Origin of the sequence: Williamsia maris (genome assembly GCF_024171815.1) — a bacterium.
GTDB classification, from domain to species: Bacteria; Actinomycetota; Actinomycetes; order Mycobacteriales; family Mycobacteriaceae; genus Williamsia_A; species Williamsia_A maris.
Window position 1 is genome coordinate 1,180,107 of sequence record NZ_JAMTCJ010000001.1, and the last position, 14,355, is coordinate 1,194,461.

A 14,355-nucleotide genomic window follows, 5' to 3' on the forward strand; every position below is an offset into this window, starting at 1 on the left:
GCTCCGGACATGATCGGACATGGCTGCAGAATCTACCCCCGGCCCGCCTCCGATGAGCCACAAGCCCACCAAGAGTCCCCGTTCGCGCCCGACGACCTCCGATGACCTTCGACGAACGCAGTGGAATTCGTCCGCGGCGACGGTCGTTGACCCGACCATGAGCCACACCGTTGTCGCCACCGCGTTCGGTGGTCCCGAGGTCCTGTCCGTCATCGACACCGACGTTCCCGAGCCCGGCCCGGGCGAGGTCGTCGTCGACTTCCGAGCGATCGGGGTGAACCCGATCGACTACAAGCTCTACAGCGGAGCGTTCGGCACGGACGAATCGCAGCTGCCCAAGCGCCTGGGGTCGGAGGGAGCGGGCGTGGTGTCCGCCGTCGGCCCGGACGCCGTCGGACCCGCAGGCCCGATCTCGGTCGGTGACGAGGTCATCGCCTTCCGCGGGGTCGGGACGTACGCATCGCGGGCCGTGCAGCCTGCGTCATCGATCGTCCCGAAGCCCGCCCAACTGGACTGGGAGCAGGCCGGCGGACTGCTGCTCACCGCCGCGACCGCCTACGACGCGCTCGAGGTTCTCGGGGTCGGAGCGGGCGACACCGTCCTGATCCACGGTGCGGCCGGCGGGGTCGGACTGCTCGCCGTGCAGCTCGCCCGACTGCGCGGGGCGACGGTCATCGGCACCGGCCGCGAGGTCAACCACGACTACCTGCGCAGCATCGGCGCCGAGCCGACCACCTACGGCGACGGCCTGGCCGATCGGGTTCGCGGCCTTGCTCCCGGCGGGATCACCGCCGCGTTCGACACCGTCGGGACCGACGAGGCCGTGGACGTCTCCCTCGAACTCGTCGCCGACCGGTCCCACATCGTGACCACGGCAGCGTTCGAGCGCGCCCAGGCCGAGGGATTCCCGTCCATCGGCGGCTCGAATCCGGACAGCACCGAACGTCGCGACGCGGCACGCCTGGAACTCGTCGGTCTCGCCGGCGAGGGGAAGCTCGTCAACGCGGTGGCCAAGACGTTCCCGCTGGCCGATGTCGCCACCGCACACTCCGAGCTGCAGCAACCCCACGACATCGGGAAATTCATCCTCGTCCCCTGATCGTTCGGGGCGGGGCCGGGGTCGGTGGTGCACCGATGACGTAGGTTCACCGTCAAAGCCCTGTGAACCGGCGCCTACCGGGAGTGATCAATGCCCCTGAGCGACACGCTCGTCGACATGCCCACCGAGGGTTACGTCTTCCACACCTCATGGCCGGCGGCCACCAGCGACATGGATCAGTTCGAACAACTGAGTGTCGACGGTGTCGCCCGTTACCTGCAGGAGGTGGGGGCGTACCACCTCATCGACGCCGGCGCGATGGAGACCGACCCCTTCTGGATCGTCCGACGCACCGTCATCGACATGATCGAGCCGGTCAGCTGGCCGAACACGCTCACCCTGTCACGCTGGTGCGCTGCACTGTCGTCGCGGTGGTGCAACATGCGCGTCAAGATCGTCGGCGATCACGGCGGTCGAATCGAGACCGAGGCGTTCTGGATCCACATGAACATGGAGACTCGGGGGCCCGGCCACATCGAGGGCAAGTTCCTGGAGATGCTGGGCAGCACCACCGACGACCGACGCCTCAAGTGGTCCCCGTGGTTGACGACCCCGATGGCGCAGGAATCGCCGCGGACCTTCCAGATCCGCCACAGCGACACCGACCGGTTCGGCCACGTCACCAACGCCATCTACTGGCAGGCCCTGCGCGAGGTCTTCCCCGAGGTCCCCGACGTCGTGGCAGGCAAGCATCGTCTCGTCATCGAGTACAACAAGCCGATCATGTACGGCGAGGAGGTCCACCTGACGACCACACCGATCGACGACGGTGTGCTGGTGTACCTCTCGGTCGACGGGCGCGCCCGGACCCACATGTCGATCACCGCGTTGCCGCACTGATGGCGACCACCGTGACCGGCACGCTCGCCGACCTCCCCGACGAGGGCTACGTCTTCCGGACCTCGTGGCCGCTGTCGAGCGGCGACATCGACCGGTACGAGAAGCTCAGCGTCGACGGGATGGCCCGCTACCTCCAGGAGTGCGGCGCACAGCACCTGGTGGACTGCGGCGCATTCGAGACGCACAAGTTCTGGATCGTCCGACGCACCGTCATCGACGTGATCCGGCCGATCGAATGGCCCGACACCGTCCGACTCTCGCGCTGGTGCGCGGGCATCTCGCCGCGGTGGTGCAACATGCGCGTCCGGATGACCAGTGACGGTGTCGACGGACGCGAGGGCGGCCTCATCGAGACCGAGGGTTTCTGGATCAACATGAACATGGAGACCGGTGCGCCCTCGCGCCTCGAGGACAAGTTCTTCGATCTGCTCGCGACCACCACCGACGAGCGACGTCTGCGGTGGAAGGCCTGGCTGAACGATCCGGTGGACGCGCAGACCGAGCAGCCGTTCCCGCTGCGCCTCGGCGACACCGACCGACTCGACCACGTCAACAACGCCGTCTACCTGCAGGCGATGCGCGAGGTGTTCCCGCAGGTCGCCGACGTGATCGACAACCCGTACCGCCTCGTCATCGAGTACAACAAGCCGATCACCTACGGCGAGGACGTCCGCATCGCCACCGCCCCCACCGACGGTGGGATCCTCGTGTGGATGACCGTCGACGGCGAGGCCCGCACCCACGCGTCGATCACCGCACTGCCGAGCTGACCGCGGAACTCACACCGTCTCACCGCTGCCCGTAGCCCGGGTCGTAGGTGTCGTTGCGGTCCCGGGAGAGCGTGAAACCGACCGAGTTCGCCCAACACGAGATCCCGGTGGTCGACGACTCGCATGTCGTGCCGCCGACGGAGATGATCTGCCCGTACTGCAGCACCCGTCCCCCGACGGTGCCCTGGCCCGGGTTCCCGGATCCGCCGACGAAGATCGGCTGGTTCACGCACTTGCTCACCGCAGCACCGCTGATCAGCTGGGTGGAGTAGACGCTGTTGCCACGGTTGAGGCAGGTCACCCCGGTGGAGCTACGTACCGACGACAGTGCCTGACAACCACTGGGGACCTGAGGATTGTCGAAGTCGATGCCACAGCGCACATTCCCCGACGGAGACTGGAAGAAGTAGGCGTTGATCCCGGCGCCGGGGCCGAAGAAGTCGGCCGCGTTCACGTTGGCGTCCCTCGGGAACCGCATGACGGGCGCCCCACCCGTGGCCGGAGTGGGCTCCTCGGCGACGCCCGTCGACACCGCATCCGCATCGGACGCGGGTCCCGTGCTCGCCGCGGTCGGGTCCGACGCCGGTGAGTCCGACTGCGGTGAGTCCGACTGCGAGACGGTCACCGTGGAGGCGGTCGACGACGACGTCGGTTCGTCGGCCGCACATGCCGCCATGGCCAGCACCGCGCTCGCACACGAGAGCACTCCCACCAGCCGCACCATCGTGTCCTGTCGTCGCATCATCGCTCCTGTCGCCGGATTGGTACTTGTTGGTACCACCCTGGCTATCGACACATCCCGCGAAAGGGTTACCCATGTTGCGAAAGCGTGACCCTTGCGACCGCTAACAGTATGCGCGTACTGTTTTTAGCAGTACGCCCGTACTGTTGAGGAGGACCGACCATGTGGAACCCCGCCGAGTACCTGACCTTCGCCGATCACCGCGGACGGCCCTACGGCGAACTGCTCGCCCGCGTCGATCTCGCCGACCCACGCCGGATCGTCGACCTCGGTTGCGGGCCCGGCAATCTCACCGCCGAGCTGTCCCGCCGCTGGCCGGACGCCGCCATCGAGGCGACCGACAACTCACCGGAGATGGTCGACGCCGCGCGTGCACGCGGACTCGACGCCCGACTGCAGGACGTGCGCGACTGGACCCCCTCGGCCGACACCGACATCGTCATCTCCAACGCGACGCTGCAGTGGGTGCCGGAACATCGAGACCTGCTGCGTCGGTGGCCCACCGAACTCGTCTCCGGCGCCTGGTTGGCCTTCCAGGTGCCCGGCAACTTCGAGGCACCGTCACACCGCGTCATCCGCGCGGTGGCGCGGTCCGATCGATGGCGTGACGCATTGTCCGGCATCGATTTCCGTGGCGGCGACACCGTCGAGGACCCCACCGGATACGCCTCACTGCTGTCCGAGGCGGGGTGTCGCGTCGACGCGTGGGAGACCACCTACGTGCAGGAACTGTCCGGTCCCGACCCCGTGTTGGAGTGGGTCACCGGCACGGCGCTCACACCGGTCCGCAGCGTGCTGTCCGAGGACGACTGGGCGGCGTTCCGCGCCGACCTCGCGCCCGAACTGACCGCGGCATACCCGATGCGCACGGACGGGACCACCTACTTCCCGTTCCGACGCGTGTTCGTGGTCGCACAGGTCAGATGACCGTTGCGCCCGCCTCGCTCATCTCCGCCAGGGCCGCGGTGGACGATTCGGGAGCGACGCCGGCGACGAGATCGGTGAGCACCCGCACCGAGAACCCGGCGCCGAGTGCGTCGAGAGCGGACGCTCGCACGCAGTGGTCGGTGGCGATACCGACGACGTCGACGTCGGTGACGCCCAGTTCGCGCAACACGTCCGACAATTGCGCTCCGTCGTCGGTCGTACCCTCGAACATCGAATAGGCAGGCACGCCCTGTCCTTTGCGGACGTGGATGTCCACGGCCTCGGCCACCAGGTCCGGGTGGTACTCGGCACCGGCCGTTCCGGCCACGCAGTGCACGGGCCAGGTGGTGCTGAAGTCCGGCGGACCGTCGGTGGCGAAATGCCCGCCGTTGTCGTTGTCGGCGTCATGCCAGTCCCGCGACGCGACGACGACGTCGTATTCGGCGTCCGACGCCAGGTACTCGGTGACCCGACGCGCCACCGACGCTCCCCCGGCGACGCCGAGCGCGCCACCCTCGGTGAAGTCGTTCTGCACGTCGACGATCAACAGCGCTGTGGGCATGGTGACGATTTTAGTGCCTGGAGCCTACGGCCGGACGCGGACCACCTGCGGGTCGTGATCGGAGGTCTGCCCGGCGAACTCGGCGTTGAGGTGGATGACCTCGTAGCGCGCACCGGTGCGCAGGCTGCGGCTGACGAGGATGTGGTCGAGGACCTGCGACACCCCGGAGTAGACGTAGGTGTACTGCTGCCCGCGGGGCAGCGTCGCGATGAGATCGGTGAGGCCGGACCCGCTGCCGGTCAGGGTGCGGACCGCCGGGCTGAACTGGTAGTCGTTCAGGTCGCCGGCGATGACGATCGCGGCCCGCGGGTCGATGGCCTGCAGCGACCGGACCCACGCGTTCTCGACCGACGCCTGCGCCGCGCGTTGGGTTTCCGACGACCGGGTCGGCGGCTGGAAGCGTCCGTCGGCCGACTGGTCGCCGCCCTTCGAGTTGAAATGGTTGCCCACGACGACGACGGTCCGTCCCCGGAAGGTGAACTCACCCGCCAGTGGCTTGCGACTGTCCTTCCACGCGGGGTCGGCGGGCGCGATCCGTCCCGGCGACACCGACAGCTGCACCCGACCGGCGGGTCCGCGCTGGGCGACGGTCGCGGCCGAAGAGGACGGGGCACCGCGATCGACGAACGACACCCGGGAGGGGTTGAACAGGAACACGGTTCGGATGTTGCCGCCGGGTTGTCCGCCGTCGGTGTCGTTGACCGGGTCGATGCCCCGGTGGTCGTAGCGCGGGCCACCGGCGGCCGAGATGGCGGCGGTCAGTCGTGCGACGGTCGCGTCGGCGGCGACCGTGCCGTCGTCGGTCGCACCCGAATTGTCCTGCACCTCTTCGACGGTCACCACATCCGGGCTCGCGAGGTTGGTCACGATCCCCCGTGCGAGCGCCGCGTACTTGGCTGCGGAATCGCCGGGGGCGAGGTTCTCGACGTTGTAGGTGGCCACCGACATCTCGGCATCGGACGCCTTCGCCGCGACGGTCGGCGTCAGCCCGCTCGAGACCACCGCGGGCAGTGTCGGTGCGTCGATGACGTAGCCGCCGAAGTTCGACCAGTCGAGCGGTCCGACGACCGGGCCGGCGAAGCGGTCGCCGGTGTTCATCACGGGCTTGCTGCCGTCGAGCGCGGTGACCTTGATGCGGCCGGTGGGCAGGTTGTAGCTCGACAGCAGGGCCCCACCGTGGACAGACCGGTCCGAGTTCGGCTTCGAGGTGATGTACACGTCGCCGAAGGAGTTGCTCGGCGCGATGATGCGCGGGGACGGTACCGACACCCGTTCTCCCTCGTGCGCCTCGAGGAACTCCTGCGCCGAGCGCGCCGGTGTCGCGCGCCTGATCTGCTCGATGTTCCCCGACACCGGCGGCGAAAACCGCGATGGGACCGAGAAGGGGGTGATGGTCACCGGCGCGGGCAGCGGGTTGCCGGACGACGTCACCGTGACAACGGGTTTCGTGAGCTCGGTGACGCTCAGGTCAGGCGTCGTGGTATCGGTCTCGCCGGATCCGATGGATCGGTACTCGGTGACGGTCGCGGCCACCGTGACCGCGTCGCCCGGTGCGACAGTGGGCGACGTCGATCCGGTGAACACGAAGATGCCGTCGGAGGTCGACGGGTCGCGGTCGGGCACCGCGGACTGCATCCAGAACCCGCGTGGCGACGTGGTCTTCACCGTCGTGACGATCCCCGGTACGCCCGAGACCGTCTGGCCGGCCAGCGGGGAGACAAACCCGGGGCCCTGGACCGCAGCGATGGCCACTCCGGGCGGGGCCTGCGTCGGCAGCGCCTGGGCCGGGGCCGCGACGATCGACGCGGCGAGGACGGCGGTAGCCGACAGGAGCGTCATGGACGCACAGTTCTTCACCGACGGAACGTTAGCCGGGCGCAGTTCCCGGGAGATGAACGCGCGGGGAACGGAGTGGGCTAGTCGGACGACTCCACGACGGTGTCGGTGGCCGGCGGGATCGCCACGGCACACGCGTCGCCCTCGCAGGCTGCCGCGGCGTCCGAGCCGATCATCGTGAACGCCGGTGTCACAACGGGTTCGGCGCTCACTGTGCCGCCACCTGTCCGTCGGTGCGGGCCTGCTCGAGCGCGGAGCGGAAGACCTCGGGCTGCTGCGCGCCGGACACCCCGTAGCGACCGTCGATGACGTAGAACGGGACGCCGCTGATGCCGTAGGCCCGGGCCTGATCGATGTCGGTGTCGACCGCGTCGACGAACTCGCCGCCCGCGAGTGCGGCCAGCACCTCGTCGCGGTCGAGTCCGACTTCTGCGGCGAGATCCGCCAACTCCTCGTCACGACCGAGGTGGCGTCCCTGGGTGAAGTACGCGGCGAACAACCGCTCGGCCAACTCGAGCTGCAGACCCCGCTGCTTGGCGAAGTGCAACACCTCGTGGGCCTTGCGCGTGTTGGTGTGCGCCAGCGCTTCGTAGTCGAAGTCGAGTCCCTCATCCGCCGCCAGCCCGGTCATCTGGGTGAGCATCTGCTCGACCTTGTCGACGGGAATCCCCTTGTGCTGGGCCAGGAAGTCGACCTCGGAACCGTCGAAGTCCACCGGGGTGTCGGGGGCGAGCTCGAAGCTGTGATAGGTCAGCGTGACGTCGTCGCGACCGTCGAAGGCGGCCAGACCGGCCTCGAAGCGGCGCTTGCCGACGTAGCACCACGGGCAGGCGATGTCGGACCACACGTCGACGGAGATGGGGTTGCTCATAGAGGGCACAACACCGGATGGCCGCGGTCGATTCCGCAGCCGTGTGATGTGCCGTACATGTGACCGGGGTCCTGTTCTCGAGAGTGCCCCCGGGCTTTCGATGTGGGAATGAACAATGATGTTCGTCGACCGCTCACCGAAGATCGCCGCCACCGAGTCACCCGTCGGTTCGTGAAGGCACAAATCGCCGTTGTCGTCACCGCTCTCCTGGTGTGTATGGGAATCGCGATTCACAAGGACATGAACGCGGTCGACCCGTCGGCGGCACTTCTCATCGGCCTGCTCGTCCTGTGGGCCACCAGCTCATGGCTGGTCCTGACCTTCGGCTGGATCGGTGTCTACATGGCACCGACCACTGCCTGGCCGGTCATCGGCGGCGCGACCGTCATCGCGGTGATGTCCGGCTTTTTGTTCTACGGCGTCAGCATCGTGACGACGCCGGTGCTGCTCCTGGTCGGAGTGAGCGTGCGTGGCGTCATCGTCGGAATCCAGCGCTGGATGGGGATTCGGCTGGTGCCGACCGCTACCGCTTCGCCGGCAGCAGCGGCGTCGTGACCGGGGCCTGCGGCGCGCTGGACACCGAGGTGCGGCCGGTGCGGAGGTAATCGACGATCGCGGCGTCGACGACCGGGTTCGCCCGACCGAACTGCGCGTGGTCGCCACCACCGACGGAAATCAGGTGCGTCCGCATGCGATCCCGGTGCACCAGACCGCCCCGATACGGGGTCTGCGGATCACCGATGCTCTGCAGCTGCAACGGCTGTGTCGCCAGGCCACGGTTGGCGATCCGCACCGGGCGGGCCACCGGCGCCGCCCCGGAGCAGGCCAGGCCCGACTCGTAGAAGTAGCCCGGACCGGTGAAGACGTCGCCGATGACGAACGAGTCGAGCAGGGACGCGGGCGCCACCTGCGGGCGGGCGGGGACCGCGTTCTCGTTGCACAGCAGGATCGTCTGCATCTGCTGCGAGTTCACCAGCAGCTTCTGCACGTCCGGCGGGTACTTGGGCGACGGCTTCGGAGCGGCGATGATGCGCTGGGCGATGATCGGCCAGTTGTCACGGGATGGTGCGGCGGCGCGTGTCAGCGAGAGCAGCGTCGAGGCGTTCTGGGACCTGCCGGTCGCGATGCTCGCCACGAGGTTGTCGAAGTACACGCGGGTGGCCGCGTTCGAGTTGGTCCCGGCCAGATATGACTGTGCCGCACCTCGCAATCCCGGAGGTGCGTCGCCGACCCGGGCCGGCGGCGGCGCCAACGACGGCGGCACGCCGGCCTCCGCGGTCACCTTGCGGCTCCACGTGCGGTATACCGCCAACGGCGTCTTCCCGAGGTGATAGACGTTGTCGTGCTGTGCGATCCAGGCGAACAGGGCTTGTACGCGCGCCTTGTAACCCTCGGTCTGGGCGGAGAGCAGCGTGTTCCATTCCAGGTTCGGGTCGACGGCGGAGTCGAGGATCAACCGGTCGACGTGCTGCGGGAAGAGGGTCGCGTACGTCGACATCAGCGTTGTGCCGTAGGAGATCCCGAGCAGGTCGACCTTCGCACCGAGGCCGAGTTGCGCTCGCGCGGACTCGATGTCCCGCGCGGTGTTCGCGGTGGTGATGTTCGCGCTACCGCCCGGCGTGCGGGCATTACACGCCGAGCGGGCGACCGCTCCGGCGGTGAAGATGGCGGCGGGGCTGGTGCCCGAGACATCGGCGCACGCCACGGGATTCGCGTCGAGCAAACCGCGCGGCTGGACCGCGATCAGGTCCCACTGATCACGAAGGGGCGCCGGGGTCAGCAGCTGGCTGAACATCGGGATGGCGTCTCCGCCGGGACCACCGGGGTTGCCGATCAGCACGCCACGCTTGTTCGCCTGATCGCGCGCGGGCAGTTTCGACACCGTCACCGCGATGGTCCCGGCCGAGGCGCGCGCGTAGTCGCGGGGCACCCGCACGACCGTGCACTGCGTCGCGAGCGAGGCGCCGTGGATCTTGGGACACGGGCCCCAGTTGATCGGGGCGGCCTGCGCCGGCGATACCGCCAATGCGCTGGTCAGGGACGCGGTTGCCACCGCGACGAGGAAAGCAGCACCCAGCCGGACACCCCGGCCACTGTTGGTCACGCGAACAACGTACCCGATGTCCGATTCGCCGACGGCGTGGCAACGCCGAAGGCCGGCCACCCCGTGTGGGGTGACCGGCCTCCGGTCGTCAGCTGCGTTGCGCGACTGCGGGTTCTGATCTAGATCAGAAGCCCATGCCGCCCATCTCGTCGCCGCCCGGCATCGCCGGTGCGCCGCCCTTTTCGGGCTTGTCGGCGACAACGGCCTCGGTGGTGAGGAACAGGGCCGCGATCGAGGCTGCGTTCTGCAGCGCCGAGCGGGTGACCTTCACCGGGTCGTTGATGCCACGCGCGAGCAGGTCCTCGTACACGCCGGTCGCGGCGTTGAGGCCGGTGCCGATCGGCGAGTTGCGGATCTTGTCGGCGACAACACCGGGCTCGAGGCCCGCGTTGAAGGCGATCTGCTTGGCCGGGGCCTCGAGCGCGACGCGCACGATGTTGGCACCGGTGGCCTCGTCACCCTCGAAGGTGAGGCCGTCGATGGCCGACTCCGACTGCAGGAGAGCGACGCCACCACCGGCGACGATGCCCTCTTCGACAGCGGCCTTGGCGTTGCGCACGGCATCTTCGATGCGGTGCTTGCGCTCCTTGAGCTCGACCTCGGTCGCAGCGCCGGCCTTGATGACCGCGACGCCGCCGGCCAGCTTGGCCAAACGCTCCTGCAGCTTCTCACGGTCGTAATCGGAGTCGCTGTTCTCGATCTCGCCACGGATCTGCGAGACACGACCGGCGATGGCGTCGGAATCTCCCGCGCCCTCGACGATGGTGGTCTCGTCCTTGGTGACGACGACCTTGCGAGCGGTACCGAGCAGCTCGACGCCGGCGCTCTCCAGGGAGAGTCCGACCTCTTCGCTGATGACCTCGCCACCGGTGAGGATGGCGATGTCGGCGAGCATGGCCTTGCGGCGGTCACCGAAGCCGGGGGCCTTGACGGCAACCGACTTGAAGGTGCCACGGATCTTGTTGACCACCAGGGTCGAGAGCGCTTCGCCCTCGATGTCCTCGGCGATGATCAGCAGCGGCTTGCCGGCCTGGATGACCTTCTCCAGCAGCGGCAGCAGGTCCTTGACGGTCGAAACCTTGCCCGAGACCAGCAGGATGTACGGGTCCTCGAGGACCGCTTCCTGACGATCGGCGTCGGTGACGAAGTAGCCCGAGATGTAGCCCTTGTCGAAGCGCATGCCCTCGGTCAGCTCGAGGGACAGACCGAAGGTCTGCGCCTCTTCGACGGTGATGACGCCTTCCTTGCCGACCTTGTCCATCGCCTCGGCGATGAGCTCGCCGATGGACGGGTCGCCCGCGGAGATACCGGCGGTCGCAGCGATCTGCTCCTTGGTGTCGATCTCCTTGGCCGAGGCCAGCAGCGACTCGGTGACGGCCGCGACGGCCTTCTCGATGCCGCGCTTCAGGCCCAGCGGGTTCGCGCCGGCCGCGACGTTGCGCAGGCCTTCACGGACGAGAGCCTGGGCGAGCACGGTGGCGGTGGTGGTGCCGTCGCCCGCGACGTCGTCGGTCTTCTTGGCGACCTCTTTGACCAGCTCGGCGCCGATCTTCTCGTAGGGGTCCTCCAGCTCGATCTCCTTGGCGATGGAAACACCGTCGTTGGTGATCGTGGGGGCGCCCCACTTCTTCTCCAGAACAACGTTGCGACCCTTGGGTCCCAACGTCACCTTTACTGCGTCGGCGAGGGCGTTCAGGCCCCGCTCGAGGCCGCGACGGGCCTCTTCGTCGAACGCGATGATCTTGGCCATTGCGAAGTGATCCTCCGATTGGGGGTGACACTGAAAGATTCATGGCCGGATTCGGTGCCCGCGACGGACGACCGGGGTGTCAGTGAAGACCCGATCTCACCGGTCCGACCTGGCACTCACGGTTCGAGAGTGCCAACAGCCTTTTTAGCACTCGGGTGGGTCGAGTGCAAGGTCGGTGGGGCCTGCTCCGCAGGCCGCGAATCGCACTGGAACCAGGTCATTACCGTGGCTACGGTTGTCCGATGACATCCGCAGAGCGCCCGTTCCGGTTCGGCGTCAACCTGATCACCGTCGCCGATCGACAGTCCTGGCTCGACGGCGCCCGGCAGGTCGAGGATCTCGGCTACGACATCCTCCTGGTACCAGACCACCTGGGTTTCCCCAGCCCGTTCCCCGCGCTGGTGGCCGCCGCGGGCGTCACCGACCACATCCGCTTGGGCACCTGCGTGCTCAACGCCGGCTTCTACAACCCGACCATCCTGGCGCGCGATGTCGCCACCGCGGACCTCACCACCGACGGCCGGATCGAGCTGGGACTCGGCACCGGATACGTCCGGGCCGAGTTCGAGAAGGCCGGGCTGCCGTTCGAGTCGGCGGGCAAGCGCGTCGCTCACCTGCGCACCATCGTCGAGACCGTCTACGGCCACCTCGACGACTACTCCTACGCGCCGCGGCCAACCCAGTCGCACGTGCCGTTGTTCCTCGCAGGCAACGGCGACAAGATGCTGCGACTCGCCGCCGAGCGCGCCGACATCGTCGGGTTCACCGGGGCGAGCACCGACCGCGACGGGACGATGTCGCTCAACTCGGCTGCCGACCTCGAGGAACGTGTCCGGTTCGCCCGAGACGCCGCGGGCGCTCGGGCCGACGACATCGAATGGAACCTGCTCGTGCAGAAGGTTGTCGTCACCGAGGATCGTGAGCAGCGCACCGCGGAACTCCACGCCGAGTACGCACCGGGGCTGTCGGTCGAGGAGTTCGCCGCGTTACCTACGGTGCTGGTGGGTACCGCGGCGGAGATCGCCGACAAACTTCTCGACATCCGCGCGCGAATCGGGATCAGCAACATCACCGTGCTCGAGAACGCACGCGACGAATTCGCCGCGGTCATCGACATCCTGCGTCGATGAATCGTGCACCTCCGGGTCGGTATCGCCCCTAGGGCCCCGGCGACCCTGAACGGCACGATTTGTCGATAACACCAGTTGTCCACAGCCGGCGACAACAGGTCTTCTCACCCCGACGACGGGCACCGAGACTGCGGGGATGACGTCCCTCGAACAGCTGGTGGCCCGCGCCTCCGGGGTCGTGACTCGTCGACAGCTGGACGAGATCGGTGTCGGGGAGACCGAGATCCGCACGTTGCTGCGTCACGGAACCCTGCGCCGGCTGCGACACGGTTGGTACGCGACGCCGTTCGCCGACCCGACGGCCGTTCGAGCGGTGACAGCCGGAGGGGTGCTGACCTGCCTCGATGCGCTGCATCGCCACGGGGTGTGGATTCCCGAGCATTCACGCGGACTGCACCTGAGGCCGCCTGCCCGCGGAGCGCGCATCTCCTCGACACGGGCGTGCCGGGCGTTCGGAGACGTTGACCGAGCCAGGTCCGCGGTCGACGACGTGCCGACAGCGATACGTCATGCGGCACGGTGCCTCGACCACGAAGGGTTCGTCGTGGTCTGCGATTCGGCGCTCAACTCCGGTCTCGTCACCATCGACGAGTTGCGCACCTCGCTGGCCACGGCTCCGCAGCACATCCACGCCTCACTCGACCGTTGCGACGGCAAGGCCCAGTCGGGGACGGAGACGATGGTCCGGTTGCGGCTGCGGTCGAAGAACATCGCGGTCACGACGCAGCATCATGTGCCGTCGGTGGGCCACGTCGACCTGCTGGTCGGCGACCGTCTGGTCATCGAGGTCGACAGCGTGGCCCACCACACCGGCGTCGAGCGTTACGAATCCGATCGCACCAGGGACCGAGAACTGATCCGCCTGGGCTACCTGCCTCTGCGGTTCACCTACCGGCAGGTCGTCCACGACTGGGCCTCGTGCGAGACCACGGTCATCGACCTCGTCCGACGCCGCCGGCATCTTTGGCGCCACCACAATCGTCGATAGATCATGCGTCCGCGAACCGGCAGGCCCCGCACGTCGATGCCGACGCTCACACGCACGAGAAATCGACGAGGCACCGATTACCGTCATCGCATGCGCACCGTCCAGATCCTGGCGTTCGACGACATGGAGGTCCTCGACTACGCGGGCCCGTACGAGGTCTTCAACGTCGCGGGCGAACTCACCTCCCCCAGCGCGTTCACGGTCGCGTCGGTCGGCGTCTCGGACCGCCCGGTCGGCCGGGGCGGGTTCACGGTCGTCCCCGACCACTCCCTGGACGACGCCCCACCCGCCGACATCCTGATCATCCCGGGCGGGAAGGGATCGCGGGCGTTGCTGGCCGACGACCGACTTCTGGACTGGCTCCGCGACCGGGCCACACGAACCGAGCTGTTGTTGACCGTCTGCACGGGCGCACTTCCGCCCGCGGCGGCGGGACTGCTCGACGGGCTCGAGGTCACCACCCATCACACGGCGTTCGACACGCTGGCGGAGATCGCACCGTCGGCGACGGTGCTGCGGGGGCCGCGGTTCGTGCGGTCGTCGGACACGATCCGCACCTCGGCCGGGGTCTCGGCGGGCGTCGATCTGGCGCTCGACGTCGTGCGCGAGCTGGCCGGATCCGAGACGCACGCCGCGGTGGTCGAGGAGATGGAATGGATGTGGGGCACCGAGTAGCCCGTCGAGGGTTGCATTCAGCCTGATTTTCACGGCCGATCCGGGAATCCCGCGCTGCTGC

General features: G+C 68.1%; 15 protein-coding genes. 8 read left to right on the top strand and 7 right to left on the bottom strand.

All coding sequences use genetic code 11. From position 1 onward, the window contains the following. The first annotated feature begins 157 nt into the window (after positions 1–157). The 3 genes from LX13_RS05590 to LX13_RS05600 all read left to right on the top strand — a co-directional run bounded on the left by LX13_RS05590 (position 158) and on the right by LX13_RS05600 (position 2,709). Positions 158–1,099 carry an NADP-dependent oxidoreductase gene (locus LX13_RS05590; RefSeq protein WP_253660284.1) on the top strand — a complete coding sequence of 314 codons (942 nt, stop codon included), beginning with the start codon at positions 158–160 and terminating at the stop codon, positions 1,097–1,099. A 90-nt stretch (positions 1,100–1,189) separates the two neighbouring features. Next, a complete protein-coding gene (locus tag LX13_RS05595) occupies positions 1,190–1,939 on the top strand; it encodes an acyl-[acyl-carrier-protein] thioesterase (RefSeq protein ID WP_253660285.1) in 750 nt (249 codons plus the stop codon). 11 nt (positions 1,940–1,950) lie between these two features. Beyond that, positions 1,951–2,709, top strand: a complete 759-nt coding sequence (locus LX13_RS05600; protein WP_253660286.1) for an acyl-[acyl-carrier-protein] thioesterase — start codon at positions 1,951–1,953, stop codon at positions 2,707–2,709. Positions 2,710–2,728: 19 nt separating this feature from the next. On the opposite strand, the gene LX13_RS05605 is transcribed toward LX13_RS05600, so the two are convergent. Continuing rightward, positions 2,729–3,451, bottom strand: coding sequence for a hypothetical protein (locus LX13_RS05605; protein WP_253660287.1), 723 nt, complete (start codon positions 3,449–3,451; stop codon positions 2,729–2,731). 162 nt (positions 3,452–3,613) lie between these two features. Between LX13_RS05605 and LX13_RS05610 the strand changes: the two genes are divergently transcribed. Then, positions 3,614–4,378 carry a trans-aconitate 2-methyltransferase gene (locus LX13_RS05610; protein WP_253660288.1) on the top strand — a complete coding sequence of 255 codons (765 nt, stop codon included), beginning with the start codon at positions 3,614–3,616 and terminating at the stop codon, positions 4,376–4,378. Here LX13_RS05610 and LX13_RS05615 read toward each other — a convergent pair. The 4 genes from LX13_RS05615 to LX13_RS05625 all read right to left on the bottom strand — a co-directional run bounded on the left by LX13_RS05615 (position 4,371) and on the right by LX13_RS05625 (position 7,647). Continuing rightward, entirely contained in the window at positions 4,371–4,940 is a 570-nt protein-coding gene (locus LX13_RS05615) for an isochorismatase family protein (protein WP_253660289.1), read from the bottom strand. The genes LX13_RS05610 and LX13_RS05615 overlap by 8 nt on opposite strands. Before the next feature lie 24 nt (positions 4,941–4,964). Beyond that, the gene (locus LX13_RS05620; protein WP_253660290.1) at positions 4,965–6,779 is read right to left on the bottom strand and encodes a DUF8508 domain-containing protein; all 1,815 of its coding nucleotides are present in this window, start codon (positions 6,777–6,779) and stop codon (positions 4,965–4,967) included. Positions 6,780–6,856: 77 nt separating this feature from the next. Continuing rightward, complete coding sequence (locus LX13_RS23170; RefSeq protein ID WP_301300516.1) at positions 6,857–6,988, bottom strand: hypothetical protein; 132 nt, start codon at positions 6,986–6,988, stop codon at positions 6,857–6,859. After that, positions 6,985–7,647, bottom strand: a complete 663-nt coding sequence (locus LX13_RS05625) for a DsbA family oxidoreductase (RefSeq protein ID WP_253660291.1) — start codon at positions 7,645–7,647, stop codon at positions 6,985–6,987. The genes LX13_RS23170 and LX13_RS05625 overlap by 4 nt, the downstream gene beginning before the upstream one ends. Before the next feature lie 216 nt (positions 7,648–7,863). Here LX13_RS05625 and LX13_RS05630 point away from each other — a divergent pair, with 216 nt between their 5' ends. After that, a complete protein-coding gene (locus LX13_RS05630; protein WP_253660292.1) occupies positions 7,864–8,202 on the top strand; it encodes a hypothetical protein in 339 nt (112 codons plus the stop codon). On the opposite strand, the gene LX13_RS05635 is transcribed toward LX13_RS05630, so the two are convergent. Both LX13_RS05635 and groL read right to left on the bottom strand, forming a co-directional pair. Next, complete coding sequence (locus LX13_RS05635) at positions 8,171–9,751, bottom strand: alpha/beta fold hydrolase (protein WP_253660293.1); 1,581 nt, start codon at positions 9,749–9,751, stop codon at positions 8,171–8,173. The genes LX13_RS05630 and LX13_RS05635 overlap by 32 nt on opposite strands. Positions 9,752–9,875: 124 nt before the next feature. Beyond that, positions 9,876–11,501, bottom strand: a complete 1,626-nt coding sequence (gene groL / locus LX13_RS05640; RefSeq protein ID WP_253660294.1) for a chaperonin GroEL — start codon at positions 11,499–11,501, stop codon at positions 9,876–9,878. Between the two features lie 242 nt (positions 11,502–11,743). Here groL and LX13_RS05645 point away from each other — a divergent pair, with 242 nt between their 5' ends. From LX13_RS05645 to LX13_RS05655, 3 genes are all read left to right on the top strand, one after another. Beyond that, positions 11,744–12,631 carry a TIGR03621 family F420-dependent LLM class oxidoreductase gene (locus tag LX13_RS05645; RefSeq protein WP_253660295.1) on the top strand — a complete coding sequence of 296 codons (888 nt, stop codon included), beginning with the start codon at positions 11,744–11,746 and terminating at the stop codon, positions 12,629–12,631. Positions 12,632–12,767: 136 nt separating this feature from the next. Then, positions 12,768–13,619: a type IV toxin-antitoxin system AbiEi family antitoxin domain-containing protein gene (locus LX13_RS05650; RefSeq protein WP_253660296.1), complete on the top strand. Its 852-nt coding sequence runs from the start codon at positions 12,768–12,770 to the stop codon at positions 13,617–13,619. A 90-nt stretch (positions 13,620–13,709) separates the two neighbouring features. Continuing rightward, the gene (locus LX13_RS05655) at positions 13,710–14,294 is read left to right on the top strand and encodes a DJ-1/PfpI family protein (RefSeq protein WP_253660297.1); all 585 of its coding nucleotides are present in this window, start codon (positions 13,710–13,712) and stop codon (positions 14,292–14,294) included. The last annotated feature ends 61 nt before the right edge of the window (positions 14,295–14,355 follow it).

What these genes read in the sequence shown, in the direction of transcription:
- LX13_RS05625 (WP_253660291.1), bottom strand. Translation starts at nt 7,647, where the DNA reads ATGAGCAACCCCATCTCCGTCGACGTGTGGTCCGACATCGCCTGCCCG.
- LX13_RS05645 (WP_253660295.1), top strand. Translation starts at nt 11,744, where the DNA reads ATGACATCCGCAGAGCGCCCGTTCCGGTTCGGCGTCAACCTGATCACC.
- LX13_RS05615 (WP_253660289.1), bottom strand. Translation starts at nt 4,940, where the DNA reads ATGCCCACAGCGCTGTTGATCGTCGACGTGCAGAACGACTTCACCGAG.
- LX13_RS05610 (WP_253660288.1), top strand. Translation starts at nt 3,614, where the DNA reads ATGTGGAACCCCGCCGAGTACCTGACCTTCGCCGATCACCGCGGACGG.
- LX13_RS05630 (WP_253660292.1), top strand. Translation starts at nt 7,864, where the DNA reads ATGGGAATCGCGATTCACAAGGACATGAACGCGGTCGACCCGTCGGCG.
- groL (WP_253660294.1), bottom strand. Translation starts at nt 11,501, where the DNA reads ATGGCCAAGATCATCGCGTTCGACGAAGAGGCCCGTCGCGGCCTCGAG.
- LX13_RS05605 (WP_253660287.1), bottom strand. Translation starts at nt 3,451, where the DNA reads ATGCGACGACAGGACACGATGGTGCGGCTGGTGGGAGTGCTCTCGTGT.
- LX13_RS05620 (WP_253660290.1), bottom strand. Translation starts at nt 6,779, where the DNA reads ATGACGCTCCTGTCGGCTACCGCCGTCCTCGCCGCGTCGATCGTCGCG.
- LX13_RS05655 (WP_253660297.1), top strand. Translation starts at nt 13,710, where the DNA reads ATGCGCACCGTCCAGATCCTGGCGTTCGACGACATGGAGGTCCTCGAC.
- LX13_RS05595 (WP_253660285.1), top strand. Translation starts at nt 1,190, where the DNA reads ATGCCCCTGAGCGACACGCTCGTCGACATGCCCACCGAGGGTTACGTC.
- LX13_RS05590 (WP_253660284.1), top strand. Translation starts at nt 158, where the DNA reads ATGAGCCACACCGTTGTCGCCACCGCGTTCGGTGGTCCCGAGGTCCTG.
- LX13_RS05650 (WP_253660296.1), top strand. Translation starts at nt 12,768, where the DNA reads ATGACGTCCCTCGAACAGCTGGTGGCCCGCGCCTCCGGGGTCGTGACT.